Source organism: Pseudoalteromonas piscicida, from assembly GCF_000238315.3.
Taxonomy (GTDB): Bacteria; Pseudomonadota; Gammaproteobacteria; order Enterobacterales; family Alteromonadaceae; genus Pseudoalteromonas; species Pseudoalteromonas piscicida.
Genome location: NZ_CP011924.1, coordinates 3793587 through 3813297 on the forward strand (window position 1 = coordinate 3793587; position 19711 = coordinate 3813297).

Below are 19711 nucleotides of genomic sequence, written 5' to 3' on the forward strand. Positions count from 1 at the left end.
GTGCCTGCGTCTGGTACTTCAAGCTTGCGTTGGTATCGCAGTGGCGACAAGGCAAAGTGGCAGGCGAATGCGCGCGGTGAGGCTGACTACCTTTGTTATTTAGGGCGGTTAGACGAGCAAGTAAAACTGCGAGGCTACCGTATTTCTCTTGTGGCAATCGCCCATCAAATCGACGCGTTGGCGCAAGTAAAAAGCTGCGCTGTGAGTGTTGATGAAGCACAAGAAAGCCTAGTGGCTCATGTGGTTTTAAATGGTGAGGCTAAGCTCACACTCGTGCAGTTGCGCCAAGCTTTATCGCAGTCGTTGCCCAGTTATATGTTACCTGCCGCGCTGGATATCGTTGCTGATCTTCCACTGACTGCAAACGGAAAAGTAGACAAGCAAGCACTACAGTTTGCCTATCAGGCACAGGCGAAAAGCCATGAGGTCGCCGAGGTAGTTGATGGATCTAAGCTCACAGATATACAGCGCTATTTACTTGAGTTATATCGTGAGCTACTACCGAGCCAAGTACAGAGTATTAACGATAGTTTCTTTGACCTAGGCGGGCATTCACTGCTTGCCATAAAAGTGATCAGCCGAGTGCGCGGTGAGCAACGGCGAGATATCACTTTGCCACAACTCTTTGATGCGCCAAGTATTGCAGCGTTTGCTGAAGTAATAACCGCAAGTTCGATGATTGCGCACAGCCATACCATTGAGCCAGTATCAAGAGCCCAAGCGTTACCTCTGTCTTTTGCTCAGCAGCGTTTGTGGTTAATTGACCAGTTACATGAGCAGAGTCTGCAATACCATATGCCAGCGAGCTATTGGTGTGAGGGAGCCTTAGATATTGATGCTTTAACACAAGCGTTAAGCGCGATTGTTGCACGTCATGAAGTACTCCGTACGGTCATCGTTCCTGCAAATGGTGAGCACGGTGCAGTGCAACAGGTTCGTGATCAAGTAGCCTGTCCTGTGGAATTAGTAGATTTGTCTGGGCTGAATAACGCAGAGCAACAGCTGCGTTGGCAAACATTGCAGCAACAATCACTCAGCAAACCTTTTGATTTATGCCAAGACACTATGCTGCGCGTTATCTGTGTACAGTTTAGTCACAACCAATTTGGACTCTTGTTTAACATGCACCACATTGCCAGCGATGGTTGGTCGATGGCGCTGCTGGCCAAAGAGTTCGTGGCGTTTTATCGGCACTTTAGCGAAGCGCCAGCGTATCCCTTGCCAGAGCAATACGCTAAACCGCTAGCGGTGCAGTATGCAGATTTTGCCTACTGGCAGCAGCAACAGCAAGATAGATATCAGGCGGATCTTGCCTATTGGCAAACTCAGTTGCAGCAGTGTCCTGTTGTTCATGAATTACCGCTGGACTTTGAGCGACCACAAGTTCAGTCCCTGGATGGTGAGTGTATTCGTCATACCCTTACGACATCGCAAGTTGAGGCGATAAAAGCGCAGTGCCAAGCACAAGGGGTGACCTTGTATATGTGGCTGCAAAGTGCTTTTTCGCTGTTGATGCTTCGTCTTAGTCAAACGCAGGATATTGTTATTGGCTCGCCCATTGCCGGACGTGAGGTGAAAGAGTTAGAGGGGTTACTGGGCTGCTTTGTGAATACCTTGGCTATTCGCGCTCACAAAGTGGGGGCGCCGTCATTTAACGACTGGCTAAGTGAGCAAAAGCAGGTGATCTTGGCGGCGTTTGCCCATCAGAGCTTACCCTTTGAGCAACTTGTTGATGCCATTAATCCTCCGCGTAGCCTAGCGCATTCGCCCGTGTTACAAATACTCTTTGCATTACAAAATAACGAACAAAGTGACTTCAAGCTACCTCACCTTAAAATTGAGCAACAGCTTGATCTAAAGCCTGCAATGAAGTTCGACTTAGAAGTGAATGCACAAGAATCGGGCAGTGAGATAGCAGTGCAGTGGAATTATGCCAAAGCCTTGTTTAAACACACTAGCGTACAGGCGATGGTCGACGCTTTTGTGACCTTAATTGATGCTGCGCTCATAAGCCCTGAGCAAAGCGTGAATACCTTACCATTAGTTGAGAGTAAAGCACTCAGCGAGCTAGGGCTCGCCACGCAAGCACAGCCTCAATCTCCTTGGTTTATCAGCGATAAAATACAACATTTTGCTCAGCACCACGCGAACCATAATGCAGTGCGAGATATGGCTGGAAAACGGTTAAGTTTTGGCGAGTTGGAGTCCCAAAGTAATCAACTAGCGCGTTACTTGATTGAGCAAGGCGTTACAGCAAGGTCGCAGGTCGCAATAAGCTTAGCGCCAAGCTGTGAGCAAGTTGTGGCACTGTTGGCAGTCTTAAAGGTCGGGGCCGTGTATGTGCCGCTTGACCCCAATGCACCGAGTCAGCGTCAGCAATATATAGTGCGTGACAGTAAAGCGGCTTGCCTTATCACCACCTCAGCACTACTTCCAAACAGCGCAGATCTCAGCTGCCGTGTGATGCTAATAGACACAGAGCAGGGTTGGCTGAACATGCCTGTAGAAGCGCTTGCGCCGTTAAGTGATATTGATGCGCCGGCTTATATAATTTATACCTCAGGCACCACAGGGCAACCCAAAGGCGTGGTGGTCAGCCATCGTAATTTGCACCTTTATCTTGAGCACGTTAGCCACAGTTATCTCCAAGGCGATATACAAGAGAGTGTTGTCAGCACGCCTTTAGCGTTTGATGCGACTGTAACGAGCTTATGGGGCGCGCTGGTTAATGGTCTTGGTGTAGTACTGCTAAGCGATGGTGAGCAGTTAATCACAGAGCTTAGTGCGTGTTTAGCGCGCGAAGAGTCATTGCTGTTTAAGCTGACTCCAGCCCACTTGCAAGGCGTGCTGGCACGATTACAACCGAGCAATGCTGCGCACCACATTGTGGTGGGGGGAGAAGCTTTATCTAGCAGCGTGGTTGCTCAAGTCGGGGCACTGATGCCACAGGCTCATTTTTATAACGAATATGGCCCAACAGAAGCAACAGTCGGTTGTTGTGTGTATCGCTGTAACGGCCAAGATGCAGTGTCGCTTGCACAACAATCGCAGCGCTTTGTGCCAATCGGTAGCGCCATTCAAGGCACTCATTTGGTGGTGCTGGATCAGCATCAACAGCCTGTGCCTATGGGCATGCCCGGTGAGCTATACATCGCAGGCGATAATGTGGCTCAGGCGTATTTTGGGTTGCCAGAGCTCAGCGCCAGTAGATTTGTGTCATTGTCTTTGAGCAATAACTTGCAGCGTTATTATCAGACGGGCGACCAAGTGCGTTGGCTGCTAGATGAAGAGGGCTGCCCTTGCGTGCTGCAATTTATTGGTCGTCGAGACAACCAAGTTAAGCTGCGTGGTTATCGCATCGAGCTTGAAGAGATCGCGGCGCAACTTGAGCAACTAGATGCAGTGCAACAAGCACATGTGTTACTTAACGAAAGTAAAGATAACTTACAGGCCTGTGTGGTGCTAACTACGCCATCCCAAAGAGATACCATCTGTGAGCTTGAACAGGCGCTACACACTCAGATTTTAACCTCGTTAGCAGAGGTCCTACCAAGTTATATGTTGCCTTATAAGCTGTATGCACTGGCTGCTATGCCGCTCACTAATAATGGCAAAGTAGACTCGGGCGCGCTTGCACAACTGGTGCAATCGCAACAGGCGCAAGCGCTTACGGCACCTTTAGCTCCTATGACTGAACTACAAATGCTGCTGGCAGAAATTTTTTCTCAAGTGCTCAACACTCAAGTTAGAGATATTAACAGTAACTTCTTTGAGTTAGGGGGGCACTCTTTATCAGCAAGCCAAGCGGTTGCCTTAATTGAACAGGCGCTTGAGGTGCCTATCACCTTAAAAGTATTGTTCGAGCGGCCAAGTGTAAGCACACTTGCAACTTGGTGTGAGATCCACCGTGCAGCCAAAGCGGCAGACGAAAGCGGCCAGTCTGAGGAGATGTTTTTGTGATGAATGAACAGCAAAGACAGATAGAGGCGTTGATTGCAGAAGCATTGGCAGCTGGCGTGACCTTGTATGAAAAAAACGGTGGCCTGGCATTTAAGCAAACCGCTGGATTTCCTCCACAGCTAAAACAGCAAGTGGTTGAATATAAATCAGAGATCATTGCCTATTTCCAACAGCAAAGCCGTGATGTGGCGAACTCATCGCCGAAAATAGTCGCGCAGCCAAGCGCGGGGAAAGTCTTACCGCTGAGCTTTGCGCAGGAAGGACTGTGGTTTATTGAGCAACTGCAAGGTAGCAAGCAGTATTATATGCCCGCCGAGTTTTTGTTACGCGGCAAGCTTAATATTCAAGCAATGCACAGCGCCGTACAAAATGTGGTGCAGCGCCACGAAATACTGCGCGCTAGGTTTGTAAAAAATGAACAAGATGGCCAACCCCGGCTGCAAATAACGGATGACGTGAGTGCGCCGTTTGAGTGGCTTGATGCCAGTGTAGTACCTGAGGAAACAAGGCAAGCCTACATTGCTTCGCGCATCGCAGCACATCAAAACAAGCCTTTTGACTTGGCTCATGATTGTTTACTTCGCGTGCTGGTGGTGAGTGATGACGATGAGCATCACCTTGCTTTTAATATGCACCATATTGTCTCTGACGGGGCGTCAATGGCGCTACTCGCACAAGAGATAGAGGCTGGCTATTGCAAACACATAGGTGCACCTTATACAGCACTTGCAACGATGCAGGTACAATATAGTGATTTTAGCCTGTGGCAGCGAACACAGTTAACGCCAGATCGCATCGAGGCACCACTGGCGCAATTAAAACAGCAATTTAGCGAATTAGCGCCGTTGCAGTCATTGCCTTGTGATTTTGTCCGTCCAGCGGTGCAATCGTTAACGGGGAAAGTATATCGCCAAGCGCTTGATACATCGTTATTTGCGGCGATCTCGACTCAGGCGAAGTCGCTCCAGTTGACACCCTTTATGTGGCTACTCAATACCTTTATGTTGTTTATCGCAAGGCTTACGCAATCGCAGCAGGTGATTGTAGGCACGCCAGAGCTTGGCCGCCATCATCCTGAATTAACGCCGTTAATCGGCTTGTTTGTTAATACCCTCGTGATGCATGCAAAGCTTAAAAGTGATATGCCATTTAGCCAATGGTTGCAGCAACAAAAAGACCTCAACCTAGCGGCGTTTGAATACCGCGATATTCCTTTTGATAAAGTGGTTGAAGCGGTTGGCGCTCCAAGAGATTTAAGTCACCATCCGCTAGTGCAAATATTATTTACACTGGAAACCCGTGATGAGCGTGCTTTTACGCTTCCGGGATTATCGGTTCAAGAAGTGCAAAAACAACAGGCGGATAGCATAGCGGTAAAATGCGACTTAGAACTTAATGCCGTAGTTGATGAGCAGGCACTTTATTTACATTGGAAGTTTGATAGCAACCTCTACACAGCAGAGACCATCAAACATTGGGCGGATTGCTTTCACACGCTGCTTCAAGCTTGTGTTACAGCCCCTCATACCGCCGTTGGTGAACTTGCGTTACTGAACCAAAAACAGCAGCAAGCTTTAATAATGGACGCTCAATGCCAAGCGGCAACTTGGCCTAAGCAAGACACCATCACCAGTTTATTCACGCGCTACGCCGAGCGCTTTGCCACACGCACTGCCGTGCAAGATAGCACGACTGTGCTGAGTTATCGTGACCTTAACGAGCGAGTCGATGCGCTGGCGATAATGCTGTTACAGAAAGGGGTCACGCCAAGAACCATGTTGGTGGTGAGTGTATCACGCAGCGTTGAGATGATAGTGACCTTGCTGGCAGTGCTTAGAGTCGGTGCTGCCTACGTGCCAGTAGATCCCAACTATCCGCAAGAACGCATTGAGTATATTTTGGGAGACGTGCAAAGCCCATGGCTACTTTGTGATAACGCTACCCAGGCACAGTTTAGTCAGCTTTCATATCAGCTAATTAATGTGTCACAGGCAGAGCCTCAGGCCAGCCGCGAAGCCCTCAAGCAGCTTGATGCTATTCAGGTTGAGCCGCAAGACTTGGCGTATATGATCTATACCTCGGGCACCACAGGGCGACCAAAAGGCGTACAAATTGAGCATCGTCATGTGGTGCGGTTACTTCATGTTGAGCCCAACTTGTTCGATTTTAATGAGCAAGATGTTTGGACTTTATTTCATTCCTTCTGCTTTGATTTCTCTGTGTGGGAAATGTATAGCGCGTTGCTCTTTGGTGGTCGTCTTGTGGTTGTGGATAAAGCGACTACGCAAGACACCCAAGCTTTTGCTCAGTTGTTGGTTGATGCTCAGGTTACGGTCTTAAATCAAACACCAAGTGCGTTTTACGCGCTACAAGCCACGCTACTCAATGACAGTCAGTTGGCGAGCCAATGTGCAGTGCGGTACGTGATTTTTGGTGGTGAAGCGTTGCAGCCAAGTAAGCTACAGCCTTGGGCACAGCACTTACCAAATTGTCAGTTAATCAATATGTATGGCATTACCGAAACCACGGTACATGTTACCTTTAAAGCGCTGGAGCCTGCGGATCTGACGCTTGGCACCAGTAATATAGGTCGTGCGATTCCGACCACCAGCTGCTATGTACTTGATGACAAGCAAAGGCTCTTGCCACAAGGTGCCGTGGGCGAGTTGTACGTAGGGGGCGAGGGGGTTTGTCGGGGATATTGGCAACGTGATGAATTAAACGCAACCCGCTTTATTCAAAACCCCTTTAATGAAGGGTCTGAGCAGCGGCTATATCGCTCGGGGGATCTCGTGCGGCTAATGGCCAGCGGTGAGCTGAGCTATGTTGGTCGAATTGACGACCAAGTAAAGGTTCGAGGTTATCGCATTGAATTAGGCGAAATTGAAAACCAGTTGCGCCAGCATCCCGAAGTGGCTGAGGTCACTGTGCTGTTAAATCGGCAAGACCCAGAAAATGTCTGGATCTGCGCCTTTGTGGTGTTACACAAACAAGTCGAGTTCGACGACATCACGTTGGTCATGCAGCAGTTTTTAAAACAAAATTTACCCGACCATATGTTGCCTGCCAAAGTGCAAGCGGTTTCAGCCATGCCACTGACCAGCAATGGTAAAGTAGATAAAAAAGCACTACTGCAGCAACTTGATACAAGCCTTAACGAAAACACTTATGAAGCACCGATTGGCGAGCTTGAAACCCAACTTGCAAGCTATTTTGCCGAGATACTGCAGCGCGAGTTGGTTGGTCGCTATGACGACTTTTTTAGACTCGGCGGACACTCGCTACTTGCTGTAAAACTGGCAAACCATATTCGCAAGACGCTGCACATTGAGTTACCGCTGCAAGCGATTTTTACGCACCCTACAGTACAAGGTTTAGCGGCTGCACTTGAAAAGCAAGACGCGCAGCTAAGTGCTATTGCTGTGGTGGATAAAACCAATGGCGTAGTGTTGTCTTTTGCTCAGCAGCGTTTATGGACACTAGATCAAATGCAGCAGGGCAGCCAGCAATATCAAATTCAAGCGTTATTGGCGTTTTCAGGGGAGTTTGATCTGAGCGCATTCGAGCAAAGTTGGCAAAAGGTGCTGTCACGGCATCAGGTGTTGCACTCGGCTATCACCAACACGAATGATGGGCCTAAACAGTACCTTGTGGCTTTGTCTGAGCATTTTGTTACGATCATTGATGTCTCCACACAATCGCCGCTTTGGCAAAACTTGGTTTGGCAGCGCGCGGTACGGGACGACCAAGCACAGGGTTTTGATCTTAGTAAAGATCTAATGATCCGCGCAACTCTAGTTCGATTTTCATCAGGTTATCATCGCCTTATCGTCAATATGCACCATATTGCTAGTGATGCTCGCTCTATTGAAGTATTAATGCGAGAGCTTACGCAGTTTTATGCCCATTACACCCAAGGCTGTGAACTTGCCCATGACTTAATTGCGCCACCTGAGGTGCAATACGCGGATTATGCCCATTGGCATCGATCACTGTGCCAAGGCGCGCAGCAAAGTGCAGATATGGCATTTTGGTCAGCGCACCTTGACGATGCGCCGCCACTGCACCAATTACCGCTCGATACGCCGCGTGGGCAAGCGGTGAATAATAGCGCGCAAGCATTTAATGAGCAGCTAAGCGCAGAGACTTGGCAACGGCTACAACAGCATTGTCAGCGCTTGGCAATAACCCCGTTTATTTGGTTGCATAGCGCGTATGCGGTGGTGCTCGCTAAGTTTAGCCAAGTGGATGATATTGTGGTTGGTGCGCCATTTTCAGGGCGGCATCACCCGCAAGTGGAGCAGTTGATTGGCTTTTTCGTCAATGCCTTGCCTATTCGCGTGAAGCTCGATTGGCAGCAGAGTTTCAGTCAGCTACTCGATATACAAAGAGAGCAGATTGAGCAAGTACATCAACATCAATCACTTCCCTTTGAGCAGCTCATTGACCATCTTGGTGTTAGCCGTGAGCTGAGTCACCAAAGTGTTTTCCAGTTGAGTTTTGCGTTTAATCCGGAGCCACAGCACACACCGGAGTTTGTAGGCCTTAGCACGGAAGTTTTAGCGTCGGAAAACGCGCGTGCCAAGTTTGACCTAGAGCTCAGCGCAACAATAAATGGGCAAGAGTTAAGGTTGCACTGGCTATACAACAGTGGATTATTTGAAAAAGAAACTGTGGCTAGCATTGCAGAGTGTTTTAATGTTGTGATCGCGCAGTTACTCACGCAGCCTGAGTGCCCGCTTGCGGATATAAAACTTTGTAAGGATCAGCTGCTAGAGAATCATGCAATTTCAGGTAAATCAGCACCGGAACACTTGGATCTGTCAGTGCTTGAGCAAATTGAGCGAAATTTGGCTGTGCCCACGCAGGCCAAACAGATAGCGGTAATTGACACAAACTCAAATCAAACCTTGAGTTATGGTGAGCTTACTGAAAGAGCGAAGGCATTGGCGGCGCTGTTATTAAGTGAAGGGCTGCAACCCGAGCAGCCTGTGCTTGTTGCGATGACGGGTAGCGCAGAGCTCATTGTGGCGATGTTGGCTGTGTTAAAAGCGGGTGGATGTTATGTACCTGTGGACCCTCATTACCCTCAAGCGCGAGTCAATTACATCGCTAAAGACAGCGGCGCAGCGCTGGTTTTAACAAAGTGTGAGTTTGCCGCTCGCTTTGAGATAGCTGAGTTAGATGATAATCACCTTGAGGCTGAATATCGCTCGCCACATGTTATGTGTGTTGATGACGCTAACGTGCAAACGCGCCTTGCGGCAATACCATTACCTCAGCAGTTTCCAAAAATTAAGGCTGAGCAGCTGGCCTATGTGATTTATACCTCAGGCACAACAGGTAACCCCAAAGGCGTGATGATAGCCCACCAAGGGCTGGCGAATTTATGTGGTTGGCACCGACGCGCCTTTGCGGTGGATAATCATAGCGTAGCGAGTCAAACCGCCAACCCCGCCTTTGACGCGGCAACCTGGGAGATTTGGCCTTATCTATGTGCTGGCGCGAGCTTAGTGTGTGTGCCAAAAACCGTGCTGCAGTCACCGGCCGAATTAACTGCCTGCTTCAATACGCACCAAGTCACGCATAGTTTTATTGCAACGCCAATCGCTCAAGCGCTGCTCACTGAGCCTTTGTTTAATCCACAAAGCTTGCGCTATTTGCTGGTTGGCGGCGATAAACTCGGTGCGCTGCAAGCAAAAGAGTACGGATTTACCCTAGTCAATAACTATGGACCTACCGAAGCTTCGGTGGTCGCGACTTCTGGTGTGGTTGAGTTTGACAAACAGGTGCCAGATATCGGCTTGCCCGTCGACAATAGTCAGCTATTTATCTTAGATCCACAACTGCGGGCTGTGCCACCGGGGATGATCGGTGAGTTATACGTAACAGGGGCAGGACTTGCCAGAGGATATTTGCATCAACCACAGCTTAGCGCTGAGCGTTTTATTGAGCTACAAGTCTCTCCATCGCAAGCGGTGCGTGCCTATAAAACCGGAGATTTGGTTCGCCTGCTGAGCAACGGCCGTATCGCCTATATGGGTCGTAACGATGGACAAGTAAAGCTGCGAGGTTATCGTATTGAGCTGGCCGAAATTGAACAGCAAATTGGGCTACTATCAAGCGTACAAGAATGTGCAGTTCAGATAACCACAAGCGCGTCAAGGCAGCCACAGTTACAGGCATTTGTGGTGGCAAACACTGAGCCTCAAGTGCTTCAAGCCCAGCTAAAGGAGAGACTGCCAAGTTATATGGTACCAGAGCATTTTGTTATGCTCGCAAGACTGCCTTTGACACCGCATGGCAAAGTTGACCATCGTGCCTTGGCAACGCTTAGTAAAACTCAACAGACTACCACAGTAACCGAGCAGAGCGCGGTCACATCACAGGCTAACAGCATCGTAGCCCAGTTACTGGCGATTTATCGGTAGGTATTAAATACGCCATCCATGACCGCTAAAGACGACTATTTTGCTTTAGGCGGCGACTCTATTTTGAGTATTCAAATCGCCAGTAAAGCCAAAGCACTCAAGTTACCTGTTAGCGCTACCGACGTGTTTACCTACCCCTGTGTTTCGGCACTTGCAGCAAGACTTGCCCAGCAAGATATTCACCTGTCGATGGGTAAAGAAAGGCAGCCATTGGTAGGTCAACTCGATAAATTACCAATTCAGCATTGGTTTTTTGCCCAACAATTTGCCAACCCCAGTCATTGGGATCAGAGCGTGCTGGTGAGTGTAGATAAATCCGTTACACCAGCGCAGCTCATGCAAGTGATAGGGTACTTGATAGCCCAGCACGATGCGCTACGTTTGGTGGTTGCGGATGAAAATACCCTATTTATACGTGATGGCATTGATATTCAAAAGGTATTTACGGCGCATACGCTTGAGCGTGACGCATGGCAAGCTGAGCTGAGCGAGTTCAGTGAGCAAGTGCAGCAAGGCTTTGCGTTTACTGGCACGCCACTGTTTAAAGCGGTGTTATATGTTACGCCTGACAGTGAGGCCAATAATCGCTTGTTGTTCAGCGCACATCACTTGCTAGTGGATGGCGTCTCTTGGCGTGTGTTACTTGAAGATGTGAGCCAGCTACTACAGCAGCAAATAAACAATGTGCCGTTGGAGCTTCCTGCCGCAAGCGCGAATTTGGCTGAACTTGCCGATTTTTATCGTGAACTTGCGACCAATGAGCGTGATTTGCGCAAATGGCAGAAGGTAGCTGCACTGGCTGAAACTTCGCACTTATTGAGTCTTAAAGATACAAGCGCGACCCCAACCATAGCCAAAGTTCGCCACACATTGTCAGCAATGCACACCCGTGCGCTACTGGGAGCCGCCAACACCAGTTATGGTACGACGGCGCAAGCATTGCTGCTCAGTACACTTGCTTGGTGTGCGCAAAAGCGTGGTGCAGGCAGTGAAGTGATCATGCTAGAAGGACATGGCCGCGAGTTACTAACCGAGGCACTGGATAGCAGCCGAACTATCGGCTGGTTAACGGCGCTTTATCCAATGCAGTTATTTAGTAATGGCAGCCGCTTGCATGATGTGATTTGTAGTATCAAGGCAGAGCTTGAAAGGAGCGCTAAAGTTGCCAGTAGTTATGGTGCTGCACGGTATTTACACCCAGAGCCAAACGTTCGCTCATCGCTTGAGATTGATACCCGAGGCTTACTGTTTTTCAACTATTTAGGCCAGCTAGATACAGTCATTGAGCAACAAGGTTTGCTGGGAGATGCTCGTGAGTCGACTGGCACTTTGGTTGCAGAGTCAAACCTCAGTTACTTTGGAGCACAACTAACGGCGGCGGTCGTGGATGGTAAACTGGCGTTAACGCTGGAATTTGACAGCCAGCGCTTAGCATCTGAAGAAGCAGAGCGATTAAGTAAAGAGATACTCGAAAGTCTAATTCAGGTCATCGAGCATTGCCAATCCCAGCCTCAACGTCATTACACAGTCAGTGACTTTGCACTTCTCAGCGGCATTTCTGAAAGGCAGTTACAGCGCATACTTGGGCAGGTTAAAGGAGACGTTGAGGATATTTACCCTCTAACTGGTTTGCAGCAAGGCATGTGGTTCCACAGTCAAACGGCACGTGAGGCGGACACTAAAAGCACGCTACCTTACGTAGAGCAAACCAGCTTATTGCTACAAGGTTGTGTGGATATAGAGGCGCTGAGTTACGCTTGGCAGCAATTAATTAAACAGCACAGCATATTACGCTCGGCCTTTATAGATGTTGCTGGCGAGCCGCTACAAGTGGTCTGTAAACATGCCGATGTGCCACTCAAACTGCTGCACAGCAGCGTCATTGCAGAAGAACAATCGCAAATAGTGGAATCACAGGCCGCGGTGGAGCTTGCCGAGCCGCTTAAGCTCTCGCAAGCGCCTTGTATGCGGTTAAGCTTAATCGCTTTTGATGATGGCAATGTTGGGGTGGTGTGGACCTATCATCATCTTATTATGGATGGCTGGTCGCTGCCGGTGTTATTTGCTGAATTATTGGCATTTTATCAAGCCCGTTGCCGAGGTGAATTACGGCCCGTTGTGGTAGATAATTTCCGCGATCATATCGAATATTTGCATACGCATGTCGACCGCGACGAAGCGTTTTGGCGGGAGTATTTGGGTGGAGTCACCGCGCCCACATTGCTTAGCGAAAAGGTACTACATACTGAAAATAAAGTGACTGGTGTTAAAGAACTTAGTGTGACGTTACCGCAATCACTGCAAGATGCAGTGACTCGCTTTACAGGCGAGCAAGGACTTACCGTCAATCAGTTTATCCAAGGGCTATGGGCGTATTGGGTGGCAAGTTGCTGCAACGAACCGTATGCCTTATTTGGTCAAACCATTGCGGGTAGACCTACAGCGCTTAGTAGAATGGCGCAGCGCGTTGGCTTGTATATTAATACGCAAGCGGTCCATGTCACGATAGATCAAAATGCGCGTGTGAAAGATTACCTGCAAGCGGTGAAGTCGCAGCTTACGGCATTGGCGCAGCACCCGCATACACCACTGACACAAGTTCATCAGTGGTCGGGTATTGAGAATGAAAGGCCACTGTTTGATTGCTTGTATGTTTTTGAAAATTATCCGCAAGATCCGTTACAAAATAGCGCTGCGTTGCCATTTATCGCAACAACCTTAAGTGAAGTTGACGAAACGCACTATCCATTGACCTTTGTGGTAGGCATAGGGGCGGGTTTATCGCTCACGCTGAGCTATCAGCAGCAATGCTTTGATGAAGTGTTTATAGAGCAAAGTCTTGCGGCGATGCAGCAGCTGATTTTAGCTGCGACACAACAGCCTGAACAAACGCTTGGGAAATTGTCTTGGCAGGCTCAACGCGCGCCGTACAGCAAGGCATTGCCTCTGCCTACTTTTGCACTGACGCAAGCGGCGAAATATCAAACGCCAAATTTACCTATTCAGCAATTATTTGCTCAAGTTGCTGCTGAGTTTCCTGAGCATATTGCTATTCGTGAATATGGTGCCGCCTCTGGGGAGGCACGCTGTTATCGCTATTCACAACTGGATAAAGACGCCAATCAGCTCGCCCATTACCTTGCTTCACGACTAGAGCCGAGTACAGCCCCCGTTATTATTGGCCTGTGTTTAGAGGCGAATTATCAGCTTATTGTGGCTATGCTTGCGGTGCTCAAATTGGGCGCGGCTTATCTACCAATTGCACCATCACTACCCGAGCCTCGACGTCGTTTGCTGCTGCAAAATGCCAATGCAGCCATGCTGGTTACTAAAACAGAATATTGGCAGGGTAGCTCGGAGCAAGTGGTGCCTCAAGTCGATTTAGATAATATTCAGGGCACTTTGGGCGAGCAGCCTAGTCGTTGCTTTACTGCGCCATGCCAGATTGACGACCTATGTTATGTAATTTATACCTCGGGCACCACAGGCATGCCAAAAGGGGTGATGGTGGAGCATGCCAGTGTCGTTAATTATGTGCAGGCATTAGCCGCGCAATATGCGATTACGCCAAGCGACAATTACCTGCAATTTGCTAGCATGAGCTTTGATGTGTTTGCCGAAGAAGTTTTTTGTACTTTACTTCATGGCGCAACGCTGGTGATGGCACCGACAGACGACATGTTGGACCCCAACAAGCTGGCGCAATTAAGCCAAGGTGCCGAGCTGACACTGATGAGTTTACCAACGGCGTATTGGCATCAACTTGCTGCGACTTCAGTCACCTTGCCAAACCTCGTTACGGATCATCACCATAGGTGGCGAGCAAATGCAGATAGCCGCGCTCACCGATTGGCAGCAGCGCTATGGCGACCGTATTCGAATTATTAATGCCTATGGCCCGACCGAAGCAACCATTTCTGCAACCCTTAATGATGTCACACACTTCAGCGGTGCGCGTGTGCCGATCGGTCAGCCCGTCGCGGGTTTGTCTTTATATTTACTTGATGAGCAGCTCCGAGCGGTAGCCACTGGTGTGGAAGGCGATTTATACATTGCGGGTATTGGCCTTGCCAGAGGCTATCTCAATGACAAAGAAAAGACGCAGCAGACCTTTATTATTGAGCCTAACAGCGGCCAGCGACTTTATAAAACTGGCGATCGCGCTTGCTGCTTAGCTTCAAATGAATTGCTGTATCTAGGCCGTGGTGATGACCAAGTTAAAGTGCGCGGTTACCGCATCGAATTGGGTGAGATTGAACGACAACTTCAGCTCATAGACGAAGTTGCTGCTTGTGCTGTGGTGGTGCGCGAAGATAGCAGCAACAACGCGCAATTGGTGGCATTTGTACAGCCAACGCAGCATACGGAAGTGAATGATGCTGCTGTGCGAGCGCAGTTACTCGCAGTACTACCCGCTTACATGGTCCCTGAGTTGTTCCAATCAGTTAGCCAACTTCCGCTTACAACGAACGGCAAGATAGATCGCAAGCAGCTCATTGCACCGGCCGGTTCATACACTCCGCCTCAATCCTTGCGGCAAGAGGATAAGCTGGAAAGGCTCACACCACTACAAACTCAATTAGCGCAGCAGTTTGCCTGTCGTTTGCTGGTGGATGGAGTGTGCCTTGACGATAACTTCTTTAATCTAGGTGGTCATTCGCTATTAGCGATGCGTCTTGTGGGTGATATTAATCAGCACCTACAACTCAATTTGCCACTGCCGGCACTTTTTGAGTATCCGACTGTGCGTGGGCTCAGTCAGTATATTCAAGCATTGAGAGATGGTCTTGGCGAATGCGATGGCGAACCTCAATCGCTTGAAACCTTAGTGTGTTTGCAAGAGGGCGAGCTTGGTTTTACACCTGTGGTGTTGATTGCGGGAGCGGGAGGTTGGCTAATGGCATTTCATGCGTTAGTGAATGGGCTTGATAGCCGTATACCCGTTTATGGCTTGCAGCCAGAGGCGCTAGCCGAGGAACCCGAGACACTAACCTCGATTAGGCGCACCGCAGAGTATTACTTGAGTGTATTAGCAGACGGTGAACTTGGTGAACAAGTGCATTTGGTCGGACATTCTTTTGGTAGCTTTATTGCCTATCAACTTGCCACTTTACTTGAGCAACAAGGTCGAATTGGCTGCTCGGTAACTGTGATTGATACGCCTGTACCGAGCAGCCCTGAGCTTAATTTGGATGAAGCACAAATTGCACAAATGATGCTGGATAATCTGATGGCGTTTTTCCGCCTTAGTGTCTCTGATACTGAAATCAGTGCCTATAAGCAAGGTGATGCTTCAGCACGCATTGCCTATCTCAATCGTTGGATACACCAAGCTGGATTTAATTTTAGCGATGCGCATCTACGTCACTTTCAACAAGTTTTTAGTGCCCAACTGCGAGCAAATATTGAGATGCAGTCTATGCTTAGCGACACCCCAATCTGCGTTGTAAAAACGCAGCAAACGCAAGAATTTGAAGGCCGTCCTGTGAATAAAGACATGGGGTGGAAACCATTTAGTCACTCTCTCTCTTGTTATGAAGTCAAAGGAGATCATTTGTCCTGCCTACAAGCCGAGCAAGTGGGGCAGTTGGTTAACATAATTGAGCGCAACTATGTGTTGCACTAGCAAAAGTACTTACTTTTAAGGATGGGAAAACAATGGATCACGCACTTTCTTTGGAATTGGATCCGACAACAATTGCAGCAGACTCTCGGATACATGACTTATCTGAGGTTAAACAAAGCGGCATGGCATGGGTGAAAAACCACGTTCAAGAGGTGAATAACTGGGTTGAGCGAGATGGTTTTGCATTGCTTCGTGGCTTAAATATTGTGAGCACGAATCAGTTTAGCGCCATACTTGAGACCTTGTTTGGTGAGCGTTTAAGCCAGTATGTTTATCGCTCCTCACCACGTACGGCACTGAACAACAATATTTACACCACCACGGAATATCATGCCGATCAAGTGATCCTGCAGCATAACGAAAATGCTTACTCCAATGTTTGGCCGATGCGAATGGGCTTTTTTTGTGTGATCCCAGCAACCACGGGTGGGTGCACTCCACTTGCCGACAGCCGTGAAGTGTATCGCCGTATTCCTAATGAATTAAGAGACAAGTTTGAGCGTTTAGGTGTGCAGTACGTGCGTAACTACGGTGATATCGACCTACCATGGCAAGAGGTTTTTCAAACTGAGAGTAAGACAGAAGTTGAGCAATATTGCCGACAAAATGAAATCGAATTTACTTGGCTTGATGATAAAAGACTGCAAACCAAGCAATGGCGTCCGGCGGTGATGCGCCATCCACAAAGTGGTGAAAAGGTATGGTTTAATCAAGCTCATCTGTTTCACTGCTCGAGCCTAGACAATCAGTTGAGTGCGCAAATGCGTGACAGTATCGGCAGTGAATTTTTACCTCGTAACGCCTTTTTTGGTGATGGTAGCGAAATATGTGACCAAGACATCAAGCTCATCAATCAGGTTTATCAAGACCTCAGTTTTGCTTACCCATGGCAAAGAAACGATATTTTGCTGCTGGATAATATGCTGTTTACTCATGGTAGAGAGGCCTACACAGGCACTCATAAAGTACTAGTTGGCATGGCAAATATCGCGTCAGCATAACTAGTTGGTACTCATTCCGATGAAAGTCGGGCAACAACATTTGTTAGTGGTTACGTGGTTGGCAATGTAAGGAATGAAAAAATGAAATGGCTAATACAACTGCGGCTAAGAATGATGATGCTATTTTGCATCACCTTAGCACTGGCATCTTGTTTGCAGAAAAAGAGTGTCGCAGATAATCACACCATTATGCCTAATCAATTAGAAATGATAGAGGCGGTGGTGAAGGAATATTGCGATGCCAACCTATTCTTTGGCACGGTTTATATCACCTCGGCTGATAAGGTGGTGTACCAGTCCAACTGCGGACCACAGAATATGCAATATGATGTTGATAACAGCGTTAAGTCTAAGTATCGCATTGGCTCCAATACCAAAGCGTTTTCGGCCGCTATTTTAATGAAGATGTTAGATGGTAAGGACTTACGGCAGGAAACCATTGGCGATCATTTGCCTTGGTACCCAGATAATCAATGTGCCGATGTTTCGCTACATCATTTGCTTACTATGTCGTCTGGGATCAATAACTACAGCGATAACGAAGCCGTATACGATAACTACGGTTGGCGGCCTTATTTATATAACGCGAGTCTAGATCTTAACGGACCGGAAGATTTTAGTAACCGCTTTTGCACCTGTGGTGCCGAAGCGGGGCAAAGTGGTACACCGTCATTTACGCCCGGCAGTAAGTATGAATACAGCAACTGTAACTACTATCTTATCGGTAATATCATCGAGCAGTTAGCGGCTGGCAAACAAGGCAATATTGGTCGTGAGTATTGGTTTGCCAATATCGTTCAAGAGCAAATTTTAAACCCGCTTAGCATGACGGACAGCGGCTCTTACAGTGCGATTGGTGTCTATGCAAATATGACCACAGGTTATATCTATAATCAAAACCAATACTTATCGCTTGCTAATGGCCGTCCACCAGCCACTGGAGGCCCCGCACCTTACGAAGATATTTTAGTGAATCCATATAGCAACCCATTAGTGCTGTATTCAGCTGGAGATTTGTATTCCACAGTGGAAGACATGCATAAATGGGATCAAGGTTTGTATGGCACTCAAATCTTAAATGATACCCAGAAACTAGCGGCCTTTGCTCCCTACTCTAACACTGGTAGCAGCGACGAGTGTGAATACTATGGCTATGGCTGGTTTGTCACTTATGTCGACCCAAACCAGTACGGCAAAGTGGCAAATTGCCCCGAAAACCCAGCCGATGCAAATCTCAGAATGTATGAAAAATTCTTACAGTACTCTGGTAGTTACCCCTATTCATGGGTGACCAGTTTTACTCGTTTACTGGAACGAGATCAAAGCATCATGGTGTTTAGCAACTATGTGAAAGAGGGGATTGAGTCAGATTGTATCGCCAAGGAGATCCGCAACATTATCTTCTATAGTGATAAACACCGTACCGAGCAATGCCAGCAAGATTTGAATCAGGCATAACGCGGTAGGGAAAAATACCGAGCTTTCGTGCTCGGTTAAACAAATTAATAGAACGCCTGCAGTAGGTGGCAACGTTTCGCTCAGTTGTATTTGTGACACTGTGCAAGTCCTTGGTTGTTCTTAGGTTTACTTCTTCATCATGGATGAAGGCGGTAAAGCTCAGAGTTGAATAAGTGCAGCTTGTTTGATTTTGGGTACTAGGGCAAGTGCCAATATGGTGCTTGATGAGTTCGACAACTGTTTAAATAAATCATAGAGGATGAATTATGGCAGTGACAAAAACAGCGAAGGATGACAAGGCGAGCGACGCTCCAGAACAACAGGAATCACAACTTGTTGCTGATGAAGACAGAGCAGCCGTTGCTCAGCTGATTGTCGACAAATACACAAAATGGTCGTTTGGCTCTGGGTTTATTCCCGTTCCTGCGGTTGATTTAGTGGCGTTGACAGGGATCCAAATGAAGATGATAGGCGAAGTAGCAAAAGTCTATGGTCAATCATATGGTGACAACAAGCTGCGTGGCACAGTAAGCGCATTGATTGGCGGCTCTTTTCCACAAACCTTAGGGGGCGCGGGACTAAGCAGCTTTTTGAAGGCGGTTCCTGTCCTTGGCACGTTAAGCGCAATCGCATTTATGCCAGTTGTGTCTGCGGCATCAACACACGCAGTAGGCGCAACTTTTGTTCGACACTTTGAAAATGGCGGCACGCTGATAGACCTGAATCTAGCAAGTATGAAAGGGGATATCGCAGACATCGCAGCTAAGTATCGTGCAAATAAAGGGAATGCGGACGCAACAGCTACAGCGGATAAAGCCACAGTATAACCGATACTGGCTGACATAAACCGGCAGGCAACTGCTGGTTTATTCTCCGCACCGAATTTATCAACAACTTGGAGAAAATTATGCTTATCGCTTTATATTTAGTGTTATGCATTTTAACTGGTTATTGGGGACGAAACACCTTTGCGGGGCCCGTGGGCTTCTTTTTAATTTCGCTGATGTTTACGCCTATTGTTGGCTTGATCATTTTACTAGTTGGGCAAAAGCGCAAGCCCACAGAGGTGAATGACGAGGAATGAGATTTTACATTGCCGGTAAAACTGGGCGATTTATAAATATAACTTAATGTTTTAATGCAATATTTATTTAAATCCAACAGGCAGTTTTGATTTTTAGGGACTATGCTAAGTAGCATGCGCGGGCGGTAGCCCAATAACAATAAAAGATAAT

8 protein-coding genes are annotated in these 19711 nt (G+C 48.0%); all 8 read left to right on the forward strand.

Annotation, left to right across the window (positions count from 1 at the left end):
• The 8 genes from PPIS_RS17310 to PPIS_RS25175 all read left to right on the forward strand — a co-directional run bounded on the left by PPIS_RS17310 (position 1) and on the right by PPIS_RS25175 (position 19560).
• Complete coding sequence (locus PPIS_RS17310) at positions 1-3960, forward strand: non-ribosomal peptide synthetase (protein ID WP_010368786.1); 3960 nt, start codon at positions 1-3, stop codon at positions 3958-3960.
• Positions 3960-10391, forward strand: coding sequence for a non-ribosomal peptide synthetase (locus PPIS_RS17315; protein ID WP_010368785.1), 6432 nt, complete (start codon positions 3960-3962; stop codon positions 10389-10391). The genes PPIS_RS17310 and PPIS_RS17315 overlap by 1 nt, the downstream gene beginning before the upstream one ends.
• Positions 10392-10409: 18 nt before the next feature.
• Entirely contained in the window at positions 10410-14279 is a 3870-nt protein-coding gene (locus tag PPIS_RS17320; protein ID WP_010368784.1) for a condensation domain-containing protein, read from the forward strand.
• On the forward strand, positions 14218-16017 hold the full coding sequence (locus PPIS_RS17325) for an alpha/beta fold hydrolase (protein WP_010368783.1): 1800 nt from the start codon (positions 14218-14220) through the stop codon (positions 16015-16017). The genes PPIS_RS17320 and PPIS_RS17325 overlap by 62 nt, the downstream gene beginning before the upstream one ends.
• 32 nt (positions 16018-16049) lie before the next feature.
• Complete coding sequence (locus tag PPIS_RS17330) at positions 16050-17018, forward strand: TauD/TfdA family dioxygenase (protein WP_010368781.1); 969 nt, start codon at positions 16050-16052, stop codon at positions 17016-17018.
• Positions 17019-17099: 81 nt separating this feature from the next.
• The gene (locus tag PPIS_RS17335) at positions 17100-18476 is read left to right on the forward strand and encodes a serine hydrolase domain-containing protein (protein ID WP_010368780.1); all 1377 of its coding nucleotides are present in this window, start codon (positions 17100-17102) and stop codon (positions 18474-18476) included.
• A 266-nt stretch (positions 18477-18742) separates the two neighbouring features.
• A complete protein-coding gene (locus PPIS_RS17340; protein WP_010368778.1) occupies positions 18743-19303 on the forward strand; it encodes a YcjF family protein in 561 nt (186 codons plus the stop codon).
• Positions 19304-19383: 80 nt separating this feature from the next.
• Positions 19384-19560, forward strand: a complete 177-nt coding sequence (locus PPIS_RS25175) for a hypothetical protein (RefSeq protein WP_017217212.1) — start codon at positions 19384-19386, stop codon at positions 19558-19560.
• Positions 19561-19711: the final 151 nt, after the last annotated feature.

Bases quoted from the DNA above. Each gene is read 5' to 3' on its own strand.
- PPIS_RS17335 (WP_010368780.1), top strand. From the start codon at position 17,100: ATGAAATGGCTAATACAACTGCGGCTAAGAATGATGATGCTATTTTGC.
- PPIS_RS25175 (WP_017217212.1), top strand. From the start codon at position 19,384: ATGCTTATCGCTTTATATTTAGTGTTATGCATTTTAACTGGTTATTGG.
- PPIS_RS17315 (WP_010368785.1), top strand. From the start codon at position 3,960: ATGAATGAACAGCAAAGACAGATAGAGGCGTTGATTGCAGAAGCATTG.
- PPIS_RS17330 (WP_010368781.1), top strand. From the start codon at position 16,050: ATGGATCACGCACTTTCTTTGGAATTGGATCCGACAACAATTGCAGCA.
- PPIS_RS17340 (WP_010368778.1), top strand. From the start codon at position 18,743: ATGGCAGTGACAAAAACAGCGAAGGATGACAAGGCGAGCGACGCTCCA.
- PPIS_RS17325 (WP_010368783.1), top strand. From the start codon at position 14,218: ATGCAGATAGCCGCGCTCACCGATTGGCAGCAGCGCTATGGCGACCGT.
- PPIS_RS17320 (WP_010368784.1), top strand. From the start codon at position 10,410: ATGACCGCTAAAGACGACTATTTTGCTTTAGGCGGCGACTCTATTTTG.